Origin of the sequence: Adhaeribacter soli (genome assembly GCF_008727925.1) — a bacterium.
Lineage (GTDB): Bacteria > Bacteroidota > Bacteroidia > Cytophagales > Hymenobacteraceae > Adhaeribacter_A > Adhaeribacter_A soli.
Map to the genome: position 1 here is coordinate 191,640 of NZ_VTWT01000005.1, position 19,577 is coordinate 211,216.

18 protein-coding genes are annotated in these 19,577 nt (G+C 47.3%); 10 read left to right on the forward strand and 8 right to left on the reverse strand.

Annotated elements, in window-relative coordinates; all coding sequences use genetic code 11:
- Window positions 1–53: 53 nt before the first annotated feature.
- The 4 genes from hemC to F0P94_RS10440 all read right to left on the reverse strand — a co-directional run bounded on the left by hemC (window position 54) and on the right by F0P94_RS10440 (window position 4,169).
- Complete coding sequence (gene hemC / locus F0P94_RS10425; protein WP_150903821.1) at window positions 54–998, reverse strand: hydroxymethylbilane synthase; 945 nt, start codon at window positions 996–998, stop codon at window positions 54–56.
- Window positions 999–1,103: 105 nt separating this feature from the next.
- Window positions 1,104–2,222 carry a DNA polymerase III subunit gene (locus F0P94_RS10430; RefSeq protein WP_150903822.1) on the reverse strand — a complete coding sequence of 373 codons (1,119 nt, stop codon included), beginning with the start codon at window positions 2,220–2,222 and terminating at the stop codon, window positions 1,104–1,106.
- A 432-nt stretch (window positions 2,223–2,654) separates the two neighbouring features.
- The gene (locus F0P94_RS10435) at window positions 2,655–3,851 is read right to left on the reverse strand and encodes a GlmU family protein (protein WP_191907009.1); all 1,197 of its coding nucleotides are present in this window, start codon (window positions 3,849–3,851) and stop codon (window positions 2,655–2,657) included.
- A gap of 69 nt (window positions 3,852–3,920) precedes the next feature.
- Window positions 3,921–4,169: a type B 50S ribosomal protein L31 gene (locus F0P94_RS10440; RefSeq protein ID WP_150903824.1), complete on the reverse strand. Its 249-nt coding sequence runs from the start codon at window positions 4,167–4,169 to the stop codon at window positions 3,921–3,923.
- 158 nt (window positions 4,170–4,327) lie between these two features.
- Here F0P94_RS10440 and F0P94_RS10445 point away from each other — a divergent pair, with 158 nt between their 5' ends.
- Window positions 4,328–4,735, forward strand: a complete 408-nt coding sequence (locus F0P94_RS10445) for a hypothetical protein (protein WP_150903825.1) — start codon at window positions 4,328–4,330, stop codon at window positions 4,733–4,735.
- On the forward strand, window positions 4,735–5,253 hold the full coding sequence (locus F0P94_RS10450) for a phosphoribosyltransferase family protein (protein WP_150903826.1): 519 nt from the start codon (window positions 4,735–4,737) through the stop codon (window positions 5,251–5,253). Before F0P94_RS10445 ends, F0P94_RS10450 begins: the two co-directional genes overlap by 1 nt.
- 178 nt (window positions 5,254–5,431) lie before the next feature.
- On the opposite strand, the gene F0P94_RS10455 is transcribed toward F0P94_RS10450, so the two are convergent.
- Window positions 5,432–6,505, reverse strand: coding sequence for a hypothetical protein (locus F0P94_RS10455; RefSeq protein ID WP_150903827.1), 1,074 nt, complete (start codon window positions 6,503–6,505; stop codon window positions 5,432–5,434).
- 261 nt (window positions 6,506–6,766) lie between these two features.
- Between F0P94_RS10455 and F0P94_RS10460 the strand changes: the two genes are divergently transcribed.
- Window positions 6,767–7,357, forward strand: coding sequence for a non-canonical purine NTP diphosphatase (locus tag F0P94_RS10460; RefSeq protein WP_150903828.1), 591 nt, complete (start codon window positions 6,767–6,769; stop codon window positions 7,355–7,357).
- 329 nt (window positions 7,358–7,686) lie between these two features.
- Here the strand turns inward: F0P94_RS10460 and F0P94_RS10465 are convergent, their stop codons facing one another.
- Genes F0P94_RS10465 through F0P94_RS10475 form a run of 3 tightly spaced genes read right to left on the reverse strand, consistent with a single transcriptional unit; the run spans window position 7,687 to window position 10,210 of the window.
- Window positions 7,687–8,676: an MlaD family protein gene (locus tag F0P94_RS10465; protein ID WP_150903829.1), complete on the reverse strand. Its 990-nt coding sequence runs from the start codon at window positions 8,674–8,676 to the stop codon at window positions 7,687–7,689.
- Window position 8,677: 1 nt separating this feature from the next.
- Window positions 8,678–9,451, reverse strand: a complete 774-nt coding sequence (locus F0P94_RS10470; RefSeq protein WP_150903830.1) for an ABC transporter ATP-binding protein — start codon at window positions 9,449–9,451, stop codon at window positions 8,678–8,680.
- A 12-nt stretch (window positions 9,452–9,463) separates the two neighbouring features.
- The gene (locus tag F0P94_RS10475; RefSeq protein ID WP_394349682.1) at window positions 9,464–10,210 is read right to left on the reverse strand and encodes an MlaE family ABC transporter permease; all 747 of its coding nucleotides are present in this window, start codon (window positions 10,208–10,210) and stop codon (window positions 9,464–9,466) included.
- Between the two features lie 522 nt (window positions 10,211–10,732).
- Between F0P94_RS10475 and F0P94_RS10480 the strand changes: the two genes are divergently transcribed.
- The 7 genes from F0P94_RS10480 to F0P94_RS10510 all read left to right on the forward strand — a co-directional run bounded on the left by F0P94_RS10480 (window position 10,733) and on the right by F0P94_RS10510 (window position 19,577).
- A complete protein-coding gene (locus F0P94_RS10480; protein WP_150903832.1) occupies window positions 10,733–11,353 on the forward strand; it encodes a uridine kinase family protein in 621 nt (206 codons plus the stop codon).
- Between the two features lie 402 nt (window positions 11,354–11,755).
- Window positions 11,756–12,103 carry a hypothetical protein gene (locus F0P94_RS10485; RefSeq protein ID WP_150903833.1) on the forward strand — a complete coding sequence of 116 codons (348 nt, stop codon included), beginning with the start codon at window positions 11,756–11,758 and terminating at the stop codon, window positions 12,101–12,103.
- Window positions 12,104–12,211: 108 nt separating this feature from the next.
- Window positions 12,212–15,316: a protein translocase subunit SecDF gene (secDF, locus tag F0P94_RS10490; RefSeq protein ID WP_150903834.1), complete on the forward strand. Its 3,105-nt coding sequence runs from the start codon at window positions 12,212–12,214 to the stop codon at window positions 15,314–15,316.
- A gap of 134 nt (window positions 15,317–15,450) precedes the next feature.
- A complete protein-coding gene (locus tag F0P94_RS10495; RefSeq protein ID WP_150903835.1) occupies window positions 15,451–16,317 on the forward strand; it encodes a YitT family protein in 867 nt (288 codons plus the stop codon).
- A 201-nt stretch (window positions 16,318–16,518) separates the two neighbouring features.
- On the forward strand, window positions 16,519–17,328 hold the full coding sequence (locus tag F0P94_RS10500; protein WP_150903836.1) for a tetratricopeptide repeat protein: 810 nt from the start codon (window positions 16,519–16,521) through the stop codon (window positions 17,326–17,328).
- Between the two features lie 103 nt (window positions 17,329–17,431).
- A complete protein-coding gene (locus F0P94_RS10505; protein WP_150903837.1) occupies window positions 17,432–18,052 on the forward strand; it encodes a dihydrofolate reductase family protein in 621 nt (206 codons plus the stop codon).
- Window positions 18,053–18,842: 790 nt separating this feature from the next.
- Window positions 18,843–19,577, forward strand: a complete 735-nt coding sequence (locus F0P94_RS10510; RefSeq protein WP_150903838.1) for a helix-turn-helix transcriptional regulator — start codon at window positions 18,843–18,845, stop codon at window positions 19,575–19,577.

A 19,577-nucleotide genomic window follows, 5' to 3' on the forward strand; every position in this document is an offset into this window, starting at 1 on the left:
TACCGTATTGCATCCCATTTTCGCAACGAAATCTAAATCAGGATCACAAATAATCACATCTGTTTCTGCTGCGCCCTGATATCTGCCAGAATTCCTTTTCCTCCTTTTTCCAGCACGGTTTCAGCCAGTTGTCGTCCCAGCTTTTCGGCATCCGAAGCTGCACCGCTGAACGTCTCGCGGATCATTTGTTGTCCGTCCAGGCTGATGATGCCGCCGGTGATGGATACCTGCCCTTCGTGCAGGGAAGCCAGGGCAAACGACGGAATGCTGCAGCCGCCTTCCATGGTGCGTAAAAAGGCGCGTTCGGTTCTCAGGCAAACGGCGGTTTCTTCGTGATTGAGCGCCTGCTTCAGTATTTCCTTCCGGGCCGGGTCCAGGCTTTTAGCACTTTCAATGGCTACACTCCCCTGCCCTACAGCTGGAATGAATTGGTCAAAACTCAGCACCTGGGTTATCCATTTCACGTAATCCATGCGGTGCACGCCGGCGTAAGCCAGCAACAGCCCGTCGAACTGCTGTTCTTCCATTTTCTGCAGACGGGTCTGCAGGTTGCCGCGCGCTTCTACGGTTCTGATGTTCGGGTAAAACTTTTTCAGCAGGGCTTTGCGGCGCGTAGAGGATGTACCAACTACAATGTTTTCGCTGTCGAGGGTTAATTCCGGATTGAAGGAAAGCAGCACGTCGGCCGGATTTTCCCGTTCCATAAAGGCCAGCAATTCCAGGTCATCGTCCAGGCTCGACTGCACATCTTTGGCGCTGTGCACGGCAATATCGATACTGCCATCCCGCAAGGCTTCTTCCAGTTCTTCGGTAAAAACGCCCTTGGAACCGATCTTGGACAGCGAAACATCTAAGATCTTATCGCCCTTGGTGGTGAAGATCACGATCTCGGTCTGCAGACCCGCCGCTTTAAGTTTCTCTTCCGCGTTGTACGCCTGCCATAAAGCAAGCTTGCTGCCGCGCGTCCCGATCCGGACCGGTTTGTCAGAAATTACCATAGTTTAGATTATTCGATTGTTCGGTATTCGATTGTTCGACTTTATTCATTTGCCGAAAATTCGAACTTCGAACAATCGAACAGTCTTAAAGTGAACATACGAGAATTATTTCATTTTCAGAAACTTTGCCAGTTGCAGCGATACATCTACGAACACCATTTTCGGGTTGGCGTTGCGCTCGATGTGGTAGTGCGCCTGGTTCAGTTCGTTGCTCAGCAGGTCTACGTTGTGCGGCTGAATTACTTTGGAGAACTTGCTTACGAAATCGGCTTCGGCCGGTGGCACGAAACCAGCCAGGGCCGGATCCACGCCGTAAAGCATCACCCGCCGGATAACCGAAAGCGCGTATTGCAGGAAGTTCTTCTGGTTTTCGCGGCCCAGCTTCTGAAAGTCTTCGCTCATTTTAATTACCGGCGCAAACTTTTCGGAAAAACAAAGGCGCATCCAGTCTACAAAGAACGAAAAATAATCGGAAGTCATTTCCTGGCTCAGCTGGCCGGCTAACCGCAAATTCCTTTCAGCCAACTGCGCGATCTGGGCGGCCTTCTGCTCCTCGGTCCCGAAATTTTCTTTCAGGTACTGCATGGTTTCTTCCGGCGAAAAAGCCCGCACTTTAACCAGCTGCGTCCGCGAAAGAATAGTAGCCAGCAGTTTTTCCGGCGAATTCGATACCAACAGGAAAATAGTTTGCGGCGGCGGTTCTTCCAGCAATTTCAGCAAGGCATTGGCCGAAGTCGGGTTCAGCAGTTCCGGAAGCCAGATGAGCACAATTTTAAATTCCGCTTCAAAAGCCTTTAAAGAAACCAAACGCAACAAGCCCTTGGCTTCTTCCTTGGAAATATTGCCCTGCTTATTTTCCGCGCCAATAAACTGCAGCCAATCGTTAAGCGACTGGTAGGGATTTTCGAGCAAAAACTCGCGCCACTCCGGCAGGAAATTTACGCTCAGCGCTTCCTTTTTCGGCGTATTCACCACCGGCATAATGAACTGCATGTCCGGGTGAACCAGCTTATTCATTTTAGAGCAGCTGCTGCACTGTCCGCACGAATCGGTCTCCTGCTTGTTTTCGCAATTCAGGAACGTGGCGTACGCCAGGGCCAGCGCCAGGTTGGCTCCTCCTTCCGAACCCATAAACAACTGCGCATGCGCCACGTGCCGGTTACGCACCGAATTTATGAGAACTTGCTTGGTTTCGGCATGGCCGATAATTTGATTGAACTGCATAATTTACCCCACCCCCGGCCAGCTAAAAACAGCTGGAGTTTGGAGGCTTGTACTTATATGTTACTTTTTTAGCCTCAATGGCTAACGTTTTATTTCAGACCTCACCTTTCAAACCTCACAGGTTTTGGAAACCTGTGAGGTTTTTCTTTTGCCGGTATTTTGCCTTGATATTGGCTGTTTCCGGGTTGGCTGAAACAACCAGCCTGATTAAAAACAACCACCCCCAACCCCTCCTTGAAAAAAGGAGGGGAGCTTTTCTTACTACTCCCCTTGACCATTTTAGCCTGAAAGGCTACCGTTTTCCTATGCTTCAACCATCCTAATCAAAACTACTGATGCTAAAATTCAGCAGACTGCAGCTCCCCTCCTTTTTTCAAGGAGGGGTTGGGGGTGGTTAAAATTCCCTCCCCTGATTTAGCTACTAGGTTCGGGTCAAAAATTCCGGCTTGCCGCGGTTTCTTCAAAAACGTGCGTCAGGATGTCTTTTTCTGTCTGGTCCAAAACTTTGCCGCGGCGGGCCATTACTTTTTCGGCTACTTCAAATACCTTCCGGAGCTGGTAGGTTTCGAAACCGGAGACGCCGCCCCAGGCAAAGCTTGGGATAAAGTTGCGCGGGAAGCCGGAACCGAAAATATTGGCGCTTACGCCCGTTACTGTGCCCGTATTGAACATGGTGTTGATGCCACATTTCGAGTGGTCGCCCATCATGAGGCCGCAGAACTGCAGTCCGGTATTTTTGAAACCGCCCTGCGCGTGGCTCCAGAGCTTTACGTCGGCGTAGTTGTTTTTCAGGTTGCTGGTATTGGTATCGGCGCCCAGGTTGCACCATTCACCAATTACGGAATTCCCCAGGAAACCGTCGTGGCCTTTATTGGAGTGCGCAAAAAGCACGGAATTGCTGATCTCGCCGCCTACTTTGGAATGCGGGCCAACGGTGGTGTCGCCGCGCATTTTTGCCCCCATGTTTACCACGCTGCCCTCGCAAAGCGCAAACGGGCCTTTTATGAGCGAACCTTCCTGAACTTCCGAATTTTTGCCCAGGTAAATAGGGCCGCTTTCAGCATTTAAAACGGCCGCGCGGATCTTTACGCCTTCTTCGATGAAAATATTTTCTTCGCCGTAAACGATGGTATGCCGGTCGTTTACCGGCTGACTTTCTCTTCCGGCGGTAACCAGTTTAAAATCGGCCCGGATCTGGGCGGCGTTGAACACGAATATTTCCCAGGGCTGCTGCAGCACGATGTGCGGTTGCACGAGTTCGCGGCGGGTGGCCGGTTCATGGTCGTAAAGGTGCTCCGGCAAACCGAAAAATTCTGCTCCAGCATTTAAGGCAATGAGCCTGCCTTCGTGCATCAGCGCTTCGCCGGGCGTCAGGGCCGCGATATCGGCAGCCAGAAATTCGTCCGGGAAAACGGCGCCGTTCACGTAAATATTAGCGGCAGCAGTTTTATCGGAGAATTTAGCCTGCAGGTACCGCTGGGTCAGGAAAGAGACCGGTTGTTTGGCAAAATGCGCCCATTTTTCGGCAATGGTTAAAATACCAACGCGGATATCGGCCACCGGACGGGTGAACGTGAAGGGCAGCAGGTTCTGCCGGATGGCGGGTTCGTCGAAGAGGATCAGGTTCATGATACAAAAATAAAAAAGTCTTCCCGAAAACCTCGGAAAGACTTCTTAATATTAATTAGCGGCTTAAAACTACGCTTTTTTCGCGTAACGCTGCTTGAATTTGTCGATACGGCCTGCTGTATCCACGAAAAGGTTTTTACCGGTGTAGAACGGGTGGGAAGCAGAAGAAACCTCTACCTTAATTACCGGATACGTTTTGCCGTCTTCCATGGTAATCGTTTCGTTCGAAGTCATGGTAGAACGGGTGATAAATTTAAAATCGCTGGATGTATCCTGAAATACCACCTCTCTGTACTGTGGGTGAATGTCCTTTTTCATTACTATAAATGGGTTTATAAAATTTCAACTTTCGGACTGCAAAAATACAGCCTTTTTCTGAAATTACAAACCCCAGGCAACGAAATTTATTTTTAACACGTCGTATTGTTGAATCATTAATAAATTGTATATATTTGTTGTGCTGAAAAGAGCAGCTTATGAACCGTATTTTTACCGTCGGACTTCTGTTTTTCCTTACCCTGGCTGCGGCTTTTGCCGATGAGCTGGCGGTTTCGCTTAATTATTTCCGCGCCGCTTTCGAAGGCACGGACGTGAAAGTGGAGTGGGAACTGGCAAACGAAAACACGGTTACGGGCTTCGAGGTTTACCGCAAACTCAGCAACGAAACCTCGTTCCGCCACATCAACGCCCTTTCTGTTTCCGGCAGCCGGCGCTACGCTTTCATCGATACCGATCTGCGCAGCGTTCCCAACCGCACCGGCACCATTACCTACAAGCTTACCGTAGAAAGCACCGACGGCAATTCCAGCTTTACTACGGCTTTTATAAACAATCCTTCCTCGGTGGAGCGTTCCTGGGGCAGTATCAAATCGATGTTCCGTTAATGGCTTCTACCCTCAACGCCCAGTCCCGGATTCTGGATGCAAGCCAGATCCGCCAGAAAATTACCCGCATTGCGTTCGAAATTTACGAGCACAACTTTGAAGAAGCCGAACTGGTACTGGTAGGCGTGGCCCCGAACGGTTACGTACTGGCCGAATTACTGCAGCAGGAATTACAGAAAATCTCCCCGATCACGCTGCACCTGCACCGCCTGAAACTAAACAAAACGGTGCCGACCAAAGAGAGCTTATCTTTAACACCGGAGCTGCAGAACCTGCAAAACAAAGTAGTAATTCTGGTAGACGACGTGCTGAATACCGGCCGGACGCTGGCTTACAGCCTGCCGCTGTTCCTGAATGCGCAGGCCAGCAAAATTGAAATTGCCACCTTAATAAACCGGCACCATACCCTTTTCCCCGTAGCCGCTACCTATACCGGTTATTCCCTGGCTACCACCCTCAACGAACACATTGAAGTTTCTTTCCCGGAAGACGGAAATTTTGGGGCTTATCTTTCTTAATTGTTTAATTGTTTAATTGTTGATTGCTGATTGTTAATTGCTTTTTCGGGCAGTTGGCATAGCATTTTGTTTCTGCTATTCGTTTAGCAATTTTCCTTCAACTGTGAAGATTTTCCGGCGAAAAGGCTAGCATTATTTTCACAGCCCCCAAAACACCTTGCCTTCTCTTTCCGGAATCTTAACCAGGACCAATAGTTTTCACTTTTCGTAAAGCCTTTCCGTTCCACCGGTAATAAACCACTTTAAGAACCGTTCGAACATTAGCCGCAGTGCCATCTTTATTGTATTTTGATTTGCCGGTATCCTCATCGAATAAGGCTTCAACCGAAACATCCTCTACCACAATTAGATCTTCAATGGGAATGCCGGAATTTGCCGGGTAAGGATACGTTTCTACTTTACCTGTTTCTGAATCAACGGTTAACGAGCCATTCCTTGCTAGAACCACCTTTTTCCCATTGGTAAGCCGGATGGGTATGTAAACATTACTGAAGTCTGAATAACCGCCATCTCCTGTCCCTCCTTCTACAAGCAACTTCATTAGTTTTCCATTGTCAACAATAAAATGATCGTAGAAAACGCCTATTTCATCAAAGCAACTGTAACTCAGATGAAAAAAGGTAGTTACATTTTTCAGCGTACTGTTATAAATTTCTCCCAGGTGAAAGTCTTCACCTTTTATGCTATCGGTATAAGTCTCCAGTACCTTCTTTTTATCATCTATCTTCACGATTTTCAAAGCACTACTCGCACATTCCCGGACTTCTACATTCCCAATTTTCGTTAATCCTATAAGGTAATAATAGGAAACACCGGGAGCGCCTGCAGCATATTGGTTATAAAGATAAAGATCGGTCTTTTTAACATAGCCGCTTTTTGCTTTAGGCGTACATACCAAGTAATGCTCCGGGTATTCTGCCAGAATATTTACCGAAGTAGCAAAAGCGAGCGAATCTGTTTTTCTGGCGCCTGGTTTCGGAGATTCATACACATAGGTTTTCTTCCCGAATGTACCCGGCTCGAACCCCGTCCCACAGTTCGGATCCTGAAACCTTTTGGGCATGCATTCAAGCGAAACCGGATCGGCGTAAACGATCTTTTCAGGCGCCGACTGTGCAGATTCATAATTCTTAACTTCCTGTTCCTGCCTATCAGGTTTGTTGGCAGCCGCTAAGGAGTCCTCCTTTACCGGATTTGTAGAGGGGAGAGTACTCTCTTTTTTACCCTCCCGATTACAGGCAAAAAGTACCACTGTTAAAAGGAGCCAAAGAAGTTTCATATAGTAGAAGCTGGTATTAAGTTTTCTTTTGTTTGCTACTGTATCACTTTTCCGAAGAAAGCTTAACAACCGCAAATTAACCAAAGGCTACCAAATAACAAGCTACCACCATAAAGTTCTAAACCCCTTGCCGCAACCCCATAACCGGAATAATGGTATCTTTAACCGCGCAAAAAGCCCTAAGCCCACCTGCGTAAACCAACAACAAACAACCAGCAACCAACAATTTAAACCATGGAGATCTGCTTTGCTACGAATAATGAGAATAAAGTAAAGGAAGTACAGCAAATGCTGCCCGATACCATTCAGCTGAAAACCCTGGCCCAGATCGGCTGCACCGAAGAGCTGCCCGAAACCCAGGATACGCTGGAAGGAAATTCGAAGCAGAAGGCGGCCTACGTGTTTGAGCATTTCCAGATCAACTGCTTTGCCGACGATACCGGCCTGGAAGTGTACGCCCTGAACAACGAGCCCGGCGTCTACTCTGCCCGTTACGCCGGTCCGCAACGCAACAACCTCAACAACATTGAGCTGCTCCTGAAAAACCTTGATGGGAAAACCGACCGCCGCGCGCGCTTCCGCACCTCCATTACGCTGATCCTGGACGAAGAATATTTCCAGTTCGACGGCATTGTGGAAGGCAGGATCATTGAAGAAATGCGCGGCACGAATGGCTTCGGCTACGATCCGGTTTTTGTGCCGGAAGGCTCCGATAAAACTTTTGCTGAAATGAGCGCCGAAGAAAAAAACAAGATCAGCCACCGCGGCCGCGCCATTGCCAAACTGGTAGCTTATTTAAGCGAAAAACTAGGCCCTACGCTATAGGAAATAAATTATCGTATCAGTATTTGCCGCCCGTGTTCGGGTAGTATATCAGTTGGGGCAGGTCTTGTACCTGCCCTTCCTCCCCCTCGTTATGGCGTCCCTTTCTTAATCGCGGAAAAGATATCTCCCAATCCATTTCTCGATTTTTTTTCCTTAATAGGATTCTAATAGATTTCCCTGATTATCAGGATTTATAATCGAAAACCTCCAGGAGGACGGAATACCGTAGAACAGGCTGGGCAGGTACAAGACCTGCCTCAACGGGCCCTACCCGATCGAAAAGATCTGCTTTAACGAAAAGACCGGCCAGAATATAAGAGCTCTCTTAATTATTTCTGCACTTTCTCTTTATCCTTCCCTTTCCGGCCTTTCACTTTAAAGAAGCCTTTCAGAAAAACGCTGTGCTGCAAAGCTTCCATGTTCTGGTCGAATTTCTCGCTGCTGGTTTCCAGGTTGCCCATGGTGCTTTTCAGGTTTTCGGCAAATTGCGGATCGTTCAGCATTACGCCCAGGGCATTGTTGTTTTCGTTCAGTTTGGAGCTGGCCTGGGTCAGGTTGGAAGTAAGCTGCTTGGCCGATGCGGTGGTTTGTTCCAGCTGTACCAGCGAAGCCTTCAGGTGACGGAACGTGGAGGTATCGGTTAAAAGCTGGTTGGCCAGACCTTCTTTGCGGTTAAGCTTAGAAGTAAACTGGGCCAGTGAGGAAGATGCTTTGGCGGTGGTAACGGAAACCCGTTGCAAATTTGCCATTACTTCCTGAAAATTATGCGCCATGCTCGTATCGTTTACCAGTTTGCCCAGGGTGCCTTTTTCGCTGGCCAGGCCGGCAGTTACTTTCTTCAGGTCGGTGGTAATTTGTACCAGGTTCAGGTTATTTTCCTGCAGGGTGGCCATAATGTCTTCGGTGCTCAGCGTTTTCTCTACCTTTAAAAGATCGCCGTTCTCTACAGCCGGAACCTGTGGGGAACCGCCCAGAATGGTAATGTTCTTGTTACCGATGAGGCTTTCCGAACCGATCTTCACCCGGGCATCTTTATGAATGTATTTCTGGGCTTCCTCGTCTATGTTGAGCAGGATCTCTACCTGGGCATCGCCTACGAAGTTTATCTCTTTTACCGTACCGATCTTTACGCCGGAAAAGCGCACGTTATTTCCCGTCTTCAGCCCTTCGGCATCGGAAACAATGGTTCTTACCTGCACGCTACGCACAAACCGCTTCTGCTGGCCGCCCAGCGTAAGAATGCCGGCCACAAAAATGATAATGCCGATAAGTACAAATATGCCGACTACAACGGACCGTTTATTTTCTGCAACACTCATTTCAGTCTGTAAAATTGTAATTATAAAAAGCCTTAACCCGTGGATCATCGTTCCGGAAGATCTCTTCGAACGTGCCCTGGTACTGGAACTGCCCTTCGAGCAGCATCACAATGCGGTCGCCGGTGGCGCGGGCACAGGTCAGGTCGTGGGTAATAATAATAGACGAAGTATTGAACCGCTCCTGCACTTCGTTTATCAGGTTGTTTATGTCCATGCTCGTTATCGGATCCAGACCGGCGGTAGGCTCGTCGTAAAGCATAATTTCCGGCTTCAGAATTAAGGTACGGGCAATGCCGATCCGCTTTCGCTGCCCGCCGGAAAGCTCCGATGGCATTTGGTTAATGGCCCGCAACAGGCCCACGGCATCCAGGACGTTTTCCACTAATTTGTCGGTCTGGCCCCGGGTCATGTTCCGGACGTTGCGCACCAGCGGGAATTCCAGGTTTTCGCGCACCGTCATGCTGTCGTAAAGGGCGCTGTTCTGGAACGAAAAGCCGATCTTCATCCGCAACCTGTCCAGTTCCCGCCCCGAAATTTTCGCCACTTCCTGCCCCAGTACGTTCACGTAGCCTTCGTCGGGCTTCAGCAAACCCGAAATAATTTTTATCAGTACCGATTTTCCGGTTCCCGAACGCCCGAGCACCACCAGGTTTTCGCTTTGGTGCAGGTCCAGGTCTACGCCCCGGAGAATATCCAGCTCATCGAAGGATTTTTTCAACCCCCGGATCGTGATCACCTTATTATTTAAATCGATCGGCCGCTTTTCTTTCTGCATAAATCTTAAAGCTTACCGCAATGCCGTAATAATTTGCAGGGCCAGCAATTCTTCAATAAAAATTAAAAACATGGCCGTTACCACCGCTGAATTTGCGGCTTTTCCTACCCCTTCCGTGCCTTTATTGGAATGGTAGCCTTTGTAGCAACCCACAATACCCACCGTAAAACCAAACACAAACGATTTTATTACGGAAGAAAAAATATCGAGAAAGGAGATCGCGTCGAAAACCTGGATAAAGTACGTAATAAAACTGGTTTGTTCGTTCTGGTTCACATTCACGTAAGCGCCCATTAAAGCCACAAAAATGGTGTACATCATGAGCGTGGGAATCATGAGCGTGGTTGCCAGCACACGCGTTACCACCAGGAACTTGAACGGATTGGTAGCCGAAACTTCCATGGCATCGATCTGCTCGGTTACTTTCATGGAGCCCAGCTCAGCGCCGATGTTGGAGCTTACGCGCCCGGCCGCAATAATGGCCGTAACCAACGGCGCCAGGGCCCGCACAATGGCAATGGAAATAAGCGAAGGCAACCACGAAGCGGCGCCAAATTCGGTGAGCGAAGGGCGTGACTGGTTTGTGAATACAATACCAATAATAAAACCGGTAAGGGAAATAAGCGGCAGCGACTTCACCCCTACTTCGTAGCACTGCTTAATAATTTCGCGGAACTCGTAAGGCGGCAGGAAAGCTTCCTTAAAAAAACGCATTACGAAAGCATAAACGTTGGAAAGCTCCAGAAACATGCGGTCCATGCGTTTAGAGAGCACATACCTGTCCACGGTGTTTTTTCCAGTATCCTCTTTTTTGATTCCCATTAAATAGTTGTAATCGGGGTTCCGGCGGTAAACTTAGCAAGAAAATTTACAGCAGGCTAAATTCCGGCAAAAAACCGGGAAGCTCCGCTTCTTAGAAAAGCAGCAAGGCTTTCTCTGCAAAACTTCTGAATACCTGTCCTTAGTTAGCCGGATATTGGTTTTCTAAAACGAAGTTTTGCAGGCAGGGTTTAAAATTCCGCGGCGGTTTTACTTTAAATGGCACGTAAGCCCCGTTATTCATGGTACTGCCAAAGGGCGCATTACTGCAATATGGTTTAAAATACCGCTAAGGAATAAAGAAGAACAGCAATGAAAGAACAAGCCGCTTTCCGAAGCAAATTCAGCCTGAAAACCATTTCTGAAAAAATTGAACAAATCTGGTTGAAATTCCTGTTTCGTAACCGAACAACGTGTTGCAATTTCAATTAACTTTGTGAGTTCTTTTAGCTTAAGCTTGCCATGCAAAAACCTTTTATCGTCGGTATTACGGGAGGAAGCGCGTCCGGGAAAACCACTTTTCTGAAAAAACTATTAGCTTCTTTCAGACCCGAGGATATCTGCCTGATTTCCCAGGATAATTACTACCATTCCCGCGAACTGCAGACCACCGATGCGAACGGCGTAATAAACTTCGACCTGCCTTCCTGCATAAACGCTCACGAATATGCCGAAGACATTATGAAGATCGGCCGGGGCGAAACCTTCACCCGCAAGGAATATACCTTCAACAACCCAAATGTAGTGCCCAAAGACCTGGAATTCAGGCCGGCACCAATCGTGGTAGTGGAAGGTATTTTTGTTTTCTACTTCGAGGAAGTGGCAAAATTGCTGGACCTGAAAGTTTACATAGACGCCAAGGAATACGTAAAACTGCACCGCCGCATTTTGCGCGACAAAGTTGAGCGCGGCTACGACCTGGACGATGTGCTTTACCGCTACACCCACCACGTAGCCCCCACTTACGAAAAATACATCAAGCCCTTCAAGAACGACGCCGACATTATTATCCCGAACAACAACCAGTTCGAGCGCGGCCTGGAAGTATTGGTTTCCTTCCTGAACACCAAGATCGAAAAGTAGTATTTATTACGGTTTCAGAAAATACAGTAGAGACGCAATGTTTGCGTCTCTTTTTTTCGCCCACGGAACCGTCAGCTAAAACAAACGGTAGTGAATAATACCAAATCTCATAAAGCCAATCCCCAAAAGTTTAATGCTGGTGCGAGCCTCCGGCTCGTATCGGAATTATTCGATCAGGTATGGTAAGGGTAACGAGCCGGAGGCTCGCACCAGCAATCACGGTCTTATGGAATTGGCAGTTTTTAAACATAAATCCCTCCCCATTCCTTCCTGCCTATTATCCCAAAACCAAATAAACGGTACCGTTGTTCGTTAAAAAACTAAAATTTACCGGCATTATTAACATAAAATTCACCTGAAATTTTCCATTATTCCGGAAAACCCGTTAAATTTGGCGGCATTATGCCACGCCTGAAATCCATATCGCTGCAGCTTCGTTTCCTCTTATTGGGGTTAACCTTGCTTTCGGTGCTGTCTCTGGACAAGCGCGAGGTAGCGATACGCCTGAAAAAACCGCTGACTGAACATACCCTCAAGGCTTCGGAAAAACAGTTAGTAGTAAAGGAGAAGGTTTCTTTCGAGGCGGTAGCTTCTTACCTGGTATTGCCGGCGGCCATTCTGCCGGAAGCCCTTTATTTTAATGCCCCTTTTATTCAGGCGCCGGTTTCTACGGTTTCCTATGCCGTTCCGGTAGTCATTCCTTTGTGCCAGCGTTTGCTGGCTATGGCTATTTCGCCCAACGCTCCCTAGTTCTTTTCTGCTTTTCCTACCGTTTTAGCTCGCTGACCGGCCCTGCCGACCTATGCCCGGGCTGAACCTTATTTATTTTTTTGAAAACCAATTTCTATTCATAATTCAATGCGTAATAAAGCTTTAATAATCACACTAACGGTGGTAGTAGCCGTGCTATGCGCGTACTACCTGATGTTTACGTTTGTGTCGCGCGGGGTTCAGGAGAAAGCTGAAGCCTATGCTACCGATGCCCGCGGCAACGTGAACATGGACAAAAAACAGGCGTACCTCGATTCAGTATGGAAGCGCCCGGTATTTAATTTCTTAGGCGCCGAGTACACCTACCAGGATGTTCGCAAGAGCGAGCTTGGTCTGGGTCTTGACCTGAAAGGCGGCATGAACGTGGTACTGGAGGTTTCTCCGGTAGAAATTATCCGCGTAATGTCGGGTAACAGCAAGGATGCCAACTTTAACAAAGCGCTGGCCCAGGCTCAGGAAATGCAGAAAACCAGCCAGGAAGATTTCGTTACCCTCTTTGGCCAGGCGTACCGCAACATTGAGCCAACCGGCAAACTGAGCCGCATTTTCGCCAACACAGCCAACAAAGGCAAGATCAGCTTCGCTTCTAACAACGATCAGGTACTGAATGTGATCAATACCGAAGTGGAAGGCGCTATCGACCGTTCCTTCAACATTCTTCGTACCCGTATCGATAAATTCGGCGTGAACGAGCCGAAGATCCAGCGTTTACCGGGCACCGGCCGTATTCAGATCGAGCTGCCGGGCGTAGATAACCCGAACCGGGTTCGTAACCTGTTGCAAGGCCAGGCGAAACTGGAATTCTGGGAAGTTTGGAAAAACGAAGAAATCAGCCCGTTCTTCACCCAAATGGCTGAGTACGTTACCGCCCAGGAAAAAGCCGGTAAACTTGGCGACCTTACTTCCAGAAAAAAACCTTCTGAAGCTTTAGCGAAAGCTGCCCTTCCTCAGCAGGAACAGGCTACTGTTTCTTCTGCCGATACTACCGATGCCCTGGCACAAGCTGCCGCTACCGATACTTCCGATGCCTTAGCCCAGGCTGCTGCCCAGGATTCCAATGCCTTAGCCAAGCAGTTAGAAAGCAAAGACACCGCCAAAGCTACTGCCAAAGCCGATTCTCTGAATTCACAGCAAAGCTCCCTGTTGTCGCAACTGTTCACCCAGCTGGGTAACGGTATCGGCACGAACGTACGCGATACGTCCCGGGTAAATGCGCTGTTCCGCAAGCCGGAGATCCGTTCCATTTTCCCTTCTAACATGCAGTTCCTGTGGGGCGTGAAGCCAATTGTAGCTCAGGATGGCCAGGAATTCCTGGAACTGTACGCCGTTAAAAAAGGCCGCGACGGCAAAGCGCCGGTAAGCGGCGAATTCATCAGCGATGCCCGTCAGGATTATGACCAGCAGGGCCGCCCGGAAATAAGCATGCAAATGAACTCGGCCGGCGCTAAAAGATGGCAGCGCTTAACCGGTCAGAACATCGGTAACCAGGTTGCCATTGTACTCGACAATTATGTTTATTCTGCTCCGGTTGTTCAGTCTGAAATTGCCGGCGGTAACTCTTCTATTTCCGGTAACTTCACCATTGATGAAGCCAAAGACTTAGCCAACATTCTGAAAGCCGGTAAAATGCCTGCGCCTACCCGTATTGTGGAAGAAGCCATTGTTGGTCCGTCTTTAGGTCAGGAAGCTATTAACCAGGGCTTGTACTCTACGCTGGCTGCCTTATTGATCGTAATGTTCTTCATGGTGTTCTACTACAGCAAAGGCGGCGCCATTGCTGACCTTGCCCTGATCGTGAACGTGTTCTTCATTATCGGTATTCTGGCTCAGCTGAGCGCGGCGCTTTCGCTGCCGGGTATTGCCGGTATCGTGCTTACCCTGGGTATGGCCGTAGATGCGAACGTACTGATCTTTGAGCGTATCCGGGAGGAAATGGCCAATGGCCTTTCTATGAAAGATGCGATCCGGAAAGGTTACGACAAGGCGTTCTGGTCTATCTTCGACTCCAACGTGACTACCTTAATTGCCGGTATCATCCTGTTCTATTTCGGTTCGGGTACCGTAAAAGGTTTTGCTACTACCCTGATGCTGGGTATTGCCACTTCCTTCTTTACCGCCGTTTATGTATCGCGCGTAATTGTTGAATGGCTGATCGCTGGCAAGGAAGAAACCGGCATGAGCTTCTCTACCGGAATTTCCAAAGGCTTATTCAAGAACATCAACTTCGATATTGTTAAACACCGCAAGAAAGCTTATATTTTCTCTACCGTGTTGATTCTTGGCGGTTTTGCGGCCATGTTCATGAAAGGCGGACCGAACCTGGGCGTTGACTTTAAAGGCGGCCGTTCTTACGTAGTGGATTTTGCCAGCGCGGTTCCGGCTTCGGACGTTGCAGAGGTTTTAACCCCTAACTTTGAAGGAAAAGGCACCGAGGTTAAAACCTATGGCGCTTCGAACCGTCTGAAAATTACCACCAGCTACCTGGCCGACGAAGAATCTACCGAGGCGGACGACAAGGTACAGGCAGCTCTGGAAGCAGGTCTGCAGAAATACAGCAGCCTGAATCCGAAGATCATGAGCTCCGCGAAAGTGGGCGCTACCATGGCCGACGATATTCAGAAAACGGCGATCATTGCGGTGTTGCTTGCCTGTATCGGTATCTTCCTGTACGTATCGATTCGTTTCCGCGACTGGGCTTATGCGATGGGTGGTATTGTGGCCCTTATTCACGACTCTTTAATGGTAATTGCTTTCTTCGGCTATGCCAACCTGATCGGCCTGTCGTATGAGATCGACCAGGTATTTATTGCCGCGATCCTGACCATTATCGGTTTCTCGATAAACGATACGGTAGTAATTTTTGACCGTATCCGGGAATACACCGCCGAAAACCCACGGGCAAGGTTTGCAGACCTGGTTAACCCGGCCCTGAACAGCACCTTCAGCCGTACCATTATTACCTCCTTCACGGTATTGCTGGTAGTGGTTACCCTGTTCATCTTTGGCGGCGAAACCTTACGCGGCTTCTCTTTTGCCATGATCATCGGGGTTATTTTCGGGGTGTACTCGTCGTTGTTCATTGCAGCGCCAATTATTCTGGAAACCAATCCGGATAAGCGTCGCGACAAAGCGCTGGCCAATGCCAACCCGATCGTACCAACGCCAGTTTCAGCCCAGCAGAAAGTGCGCTAAGCTTTAATTAATCCGGCAGAACAGCCTGTTTGTTTTGCCTTCCGGGAAGGGACTTGCGAATTGGTTCAATTTGCAGGTCCCTTCTTTTTTTCCTCCGGGAACCGCCTAACCAGATACACACGCCACAAACTTATATGATCGTAAAAACAAGACACTACATTAAAGATTTCCTGTTAATTCTGGCCGGTATTATTTCGGCTACTTTCGGCCTCGAAGGCTTTTTACTTTCCAGCAAATTTATCGATGGCGGGGTAACCGGTATTTCCATGCTTACGGCTACCCTTTCGCCCTTCAGCCTGCCGGTGCTCATTGCCGTACTGAACCTGCCGTTCATTGCGCTGGGCTACCGTTATATTGGCAGGAGCTTCGCTATAAAAAGTACATTGGGTATTCTGGGTCTTTCTATTGCTCTGGCTACGGTACATTTCCCGGAAATAACCCACGACAAGCTGCTTACGGCGGTTTTCGGCGGTTTTTTTATTGGTTTGGGAATTGGCCTGGCCATGCGCGGCGGGGCAGTGCTGGACGGTACCGAAATTGCGGCCCTGCTGCTGAGCAAGAAAACGCCCCTGCTCAAAGTAAACGACGTGATCCTGATCCTGAACATTGCAATTTTTACTTCGGCGGCTTTTTTCCTCGGAACCGATACCGCGTTGTACTCCATCCTCACTTATTTCGCGGCTTCTAAAATGATCGATTTTGTGGTACAGGGCATTGAAGAATACACCGGCGTTACCATTATTTCGGAACACAGCGAACTGATCCGCCAGACCATTACCGAGAAGATCGGCCGGGGCGTAACCATTTACCGGGGCAAGCGCGGGTACGGCAGCCGCGGCGACCGCAACCTGGATATGGATATCATCTTCACGGTAGTTACCCGCCTCGAACTGCCCGAACTCCGCATGGAAGTGGAAGAAATAGACCCGTGCGCCTTCATTATTCAAAACAGCATTAACGATACGTCTGGGGGAATGGTGAAAAAGCGGGCTTTGCACTAAGATTCGAATTTTCGAGATTCGTATTTTCGAATTTGGAAGGGTATGTTTTGGAGGGAAAAAGTCAGGTTGAGAGGCCTGACTTTTTTGCTTTAAAATGGCAGTATTTTGTTACATTTAGATTTAAAACATACGCTTATCCGTTAGACGGTGGTTGGATAAACGTAGTTATTACTTATATACAGTAGTTACCTGCAATTCTAAATGAAGACAAAACGATTAATAATTATATTGACAATTGTTGCAGGAACTTACCTTTTGGTAATTATTGGTAAAGGGCTTTTGCTTGGCCATTATAGGCAAAAAGCGGACGTTGCTTTATTTCTATCGGGCGACTACAAGGCAGCCATTAAATATTATGACAAATTAATTTCTTGGCGTCCTAATGCAGCAGGTTATTATTTCAATCGGGGTGACGCATACAATAATGACGGACAATACGATAAAGCAATTTCTGATTATGAAAAATCTTTGAAACTTGGAATTGAAGACAGTTTACAAGCTATTCTAAGAGTTGCTCTGGTTGCGAAACGACAAGGCAACATAAGATTTAGTAAGCAATATTTTCATAAACTACTCTATTTAAGTAAAAACAAAAAAGAAACCAAAAATGAGTTTTGGGCAGCTAACTACCATCTTGGACAATTAGAATTTAAAGAGAAAAATTATCGGGAGGCAATTAATTATTACAATATGGCTCATTCCACTGATCCAACTGATTTGGAAATTTATCATAGAGCCAATGCTTATTTTGCTTTAGGAAAGGTGGATTCAGCCCAACAAGATTTAAAGCAATCGCTGTCATTCGTTAAAAGAGACTTTGTAAAGAAAAATCCAAATTCCCACTTGGCAAAATGTGACACTTGTAGTTTTCCATTCGGCTCGAAAGAATATGAATTTTTGACAGAGCCAAAAAAGGAAACTATAATTCAAACATTAGCCAATTTTTCGGATGATGAACAAATAAAAGACCTAAATAATAAACTCAAGGCAACAGAAAAGAACAACAGGTAACAAGGCATTTACAAAACCTTTGCTTAGCTGCAGGCTTTGCAAATACTAGACGTTAGCAGGCATTGAAAAACGACAACTTTTACAATAAAGAAACAGACAAAATATGAGTAAAATAATCTTTGACAGTGGAATATCACTTGATGGTTTTTTCGCGGGAAATGGCAGAAGCCCTAAAAATCCTATGGGTGGCGTATCAGGACAAATTCACTCGTGGATGTTTAATCAAAAAGCTTTTTGGGAATACTTAGGATTTGAAGGAGGCAAAGAAGATGGACCTGACGGGAAGTTTATCAGAGAGACAATTGAACGAACAGGCGCATTCATAATGGGGAAACGCATGTTTGAGGAAGGCGAAGCCAGTTGGCCCAATGACCTTTATAAAGCTGATGTTTATGTATTAACCCACGAAAAGCGAGAACCTTGGGTGCAAGAAGGAACAACAACTTTTTATTTCATAAATGACGGAATAGAAAGTGCTTTGGATAAAGCAAGGAAATCGGCAAAAGGAAAGGACATAAGAATTCAAGGTGGAGCAAACACAATCCAACAATTTCTGAATGCAGGACTTGTAGATGAATTTTTTATTCACATTGCCCCGGTTTTTTTAGAAAGTGGTATCCGACTATTCGAAGGTATTAACAAAGACAAATATAACTTACAGATCCTAGAAGTAATACCTTCAGAATTGACAACTCATTTGAAATACAAATTGACTAAGAAATAAAAACAACGAACAGCTGATCGGGTAGACGGCCCTGTCAGGATTAGCAAACGAGGAGCGCCTCTCCCACCACTGTACGTACGGCCTCGCATACAGCAGTTCGTTAAGCATAGCCAGACTGCTCTTTGCACCGGTAAAGCCTTAGCCTTGCTTAAGATAAAGCTGGTCCCGGAAGCTTTCGGGAAACCTCTTTATCGAATTTGGGACAACGTAACGTGCAGCCCTTCATTGGGTTGTGAGACCTCCGGGGAAAGGGCTTCGCTATACCGGCTCGTTTCTCCAACTACTATGGCCTCTGCTGACTCCTCCACACGTATCAGACGTGCCAAGGCCCCCAAGTAAGAGCACATTCCTTTCTCCGATTCCCAGTACACCTACATACGAGCGCTTGTTGGTCGGGGGCTTTGAAAAGAGGTGCCTGCTTACCCGCGCGAATATGCGTCTTATGTACTTTCTGTTCGTCTGTACCGGATTTTGCAGTCCCGCTTTCTTCAAGCATACCTCACGGTAAACCAGCTTGCGGCTTGTCGAAGATCCCGATTATTTCGGGGCTAACAGGCTTCACCAATTCGCCTGCAAGGGACTTGCACCCGCTGGAATATTTTGATACCTTTCGGTAACAGGCAACCATACTGGGCGCACAGAACAGCTATAAACAAGCGGGCAGCAAGTGCTAACCGAAACACTAATACTTTTACAAACGTTGGGCTAAGCTGACGGGAAAGTAGCTTTTAATGCCCGCCTGCTCATAGCCCAGCGGTTGGCGGTTCTTGTAAAACGATACCCGGAAAAAATGGAGTATAGAGAAATAAAACCCTGCAAAGAAGTAGCACCCTTTATTCATGCTTATTGGGAATTGAAAGGAGATAAATCTGATAGCCTATGGGAGCGAAATTTTCCTGATGGTTGTGCAGGATTAGTAATGAATCTGGGTACTGCTTGTTTGACAGACAATGGCTCGGTTTCTATGGGATTTGGGAAAACTTACGTTGTTGGTGCCATGACCTCATTCAAGGACAGCTTTATTGACAGCGAAACACATTTATTAGGAGTTTGCCTCAAACCTGCTGCTTTTGCTGCTTTCTATAACTATGCGCCACAAAATGAATTGATTAATAATACGGTTGAATTTGAGAAGCCCGATTCATTTAATGTCGATAAAATCCTTAACAACCCCTTCCATTATCTTAACCAATATTTTATCGACAGGAGAAAAGGTCAATACAACCCGTTACAACCTGCCATCAATGCGATACATGCAACAAACGGACAAATTAGCATTCAAGAGCTATCTAAACGTAATTTCACCAGTGTAAGACAACTGGAGCGAAATTTTAAAAAGCACCTTGGATTATCGCCGAAAGAGTATGCAAATATTATTCGCTTTCAACATGCTTTGAGCCTCATCAAAAATGCATGCGGAAACCGGAGTTTCTTAGATATTGCTTTTGAATGTGGCTATCATGACCATTCGCACCTTACCAATGAAATCAAGCGAAACACGGGACTTTCACCGTCACAACTTTAG

Coding starts and splice junctions, on each gene's coding strand:
- hemC (WP_150903821.1), bottom strand. CDS start 998: ATGGTAATTTCTGACAAACCGGTCCGGATCGGGACGCGCGGCAGCAAG.
- F0P94_RS10430 (WP_150903822.1), bottom strand. CDS start 2,222: ATGCAGTTCAATCAAATTATCGGCCATGCCGAAACCAAGCAAGTTCTC.
- F0P94_RS10435 (WP_191907009.1), bottom strand. CDS start 3,851: ATGAACCTGATCCTCTTCGACGAACCCGCCATCCGGCAGAACCTGCTG.
- F0P94_RS10440 (WP_150903824.1), bottom strand. CDS start 4,169: ATGAAAAAGGACATTCACCCACAGTACAGAGAGGTGGTATTTCAGGAT.
- F0P94_RS10445 (WP_150903825.1), top strand. CDS start 4,328: ATGAACCGTATTTTTACCGTCGGACTTCTGTTTTTCCTTACCCTGGCT.
- F0P94_RS10450 (WP_150903826.1), top strand. CDS start 4,735: ATGGCTTCTACCCTCAACGCCCAGTCCCGGATTCTGGATGCAAGCCAG.
- F0P94_RS10460 (WP_150903828.1), top strand. CDS start 6,767: ATGGAGATCTGCTTTGCTACGAATAATGAGAATAAAGTAAAGGAAGTA.
- F0P94_RS10465 (WP_150903829.1), bottom strand. CDS start 8,676: ATGAGTGTTGCAGAAAATAAACGGTCCGTTGTAGTCGGCATATTTGTA.
- F0P94_RS10470 (WP_150903830.1), bottom strand. CDS start 9,451: ATGCAGAAAGAAAAGCGGCCGATCGATTTAAATAATAAGGTGATCACG.
- F0P94_RS10475 (WP_394349682.1), bottom strand. CDS start 10,210: ATGGACCGCATGTTTCTGGAGCTTTCCAACGTTTATGCTTTCGTAATG.
- F0P94_RS10480 (WP_150903832.1), top strand. CDS start 10,733: ATGCAAAAACCTTTTATCGTCGGTATTACGGGAGGAAGCGCGTCCGGG.
- F0P94_RS10485 (WP_150903833.1), top strand. CDS start 11,756: ATGCCACGCCTGAAATCCATATCGCTGCAGCTTCGTTTCCTCTTATTG.
- secDF (WP_150903834.1), top strand. CDS start 12,212: ATGCGTAATAAAGCTTTAATAATCACACTAACGGTGGTAGTAGCCGTG.
- F0P94_RS10495 (WP_150903835.1), top strand. CDS start 15,451: ATGATCGTAAAAACAAGACACTACATTAAAGATTTCCTGTTAATTCTG.
- F0P94_RS10500 (WP_150903836.1), top strand. CDS start 16,519: ATGAAGACAAAACGATTAATAATTATATTGACAATTGTTGCAGGAACT.
- F0P94_RS10505 (WP_150903837.1), top strand. CDS start 17,432: ATGAGTAAAATAATCTTTGACAGTGGAATATCACTTGATGGTTTTTTC.
- F0P94_RS10510 (WP_150903838.1), top strand. CDS start 18,843: ATGGAGTATAGAGAAATAAAACCCTGCAAAGAAGTAGCACCCTTTATT.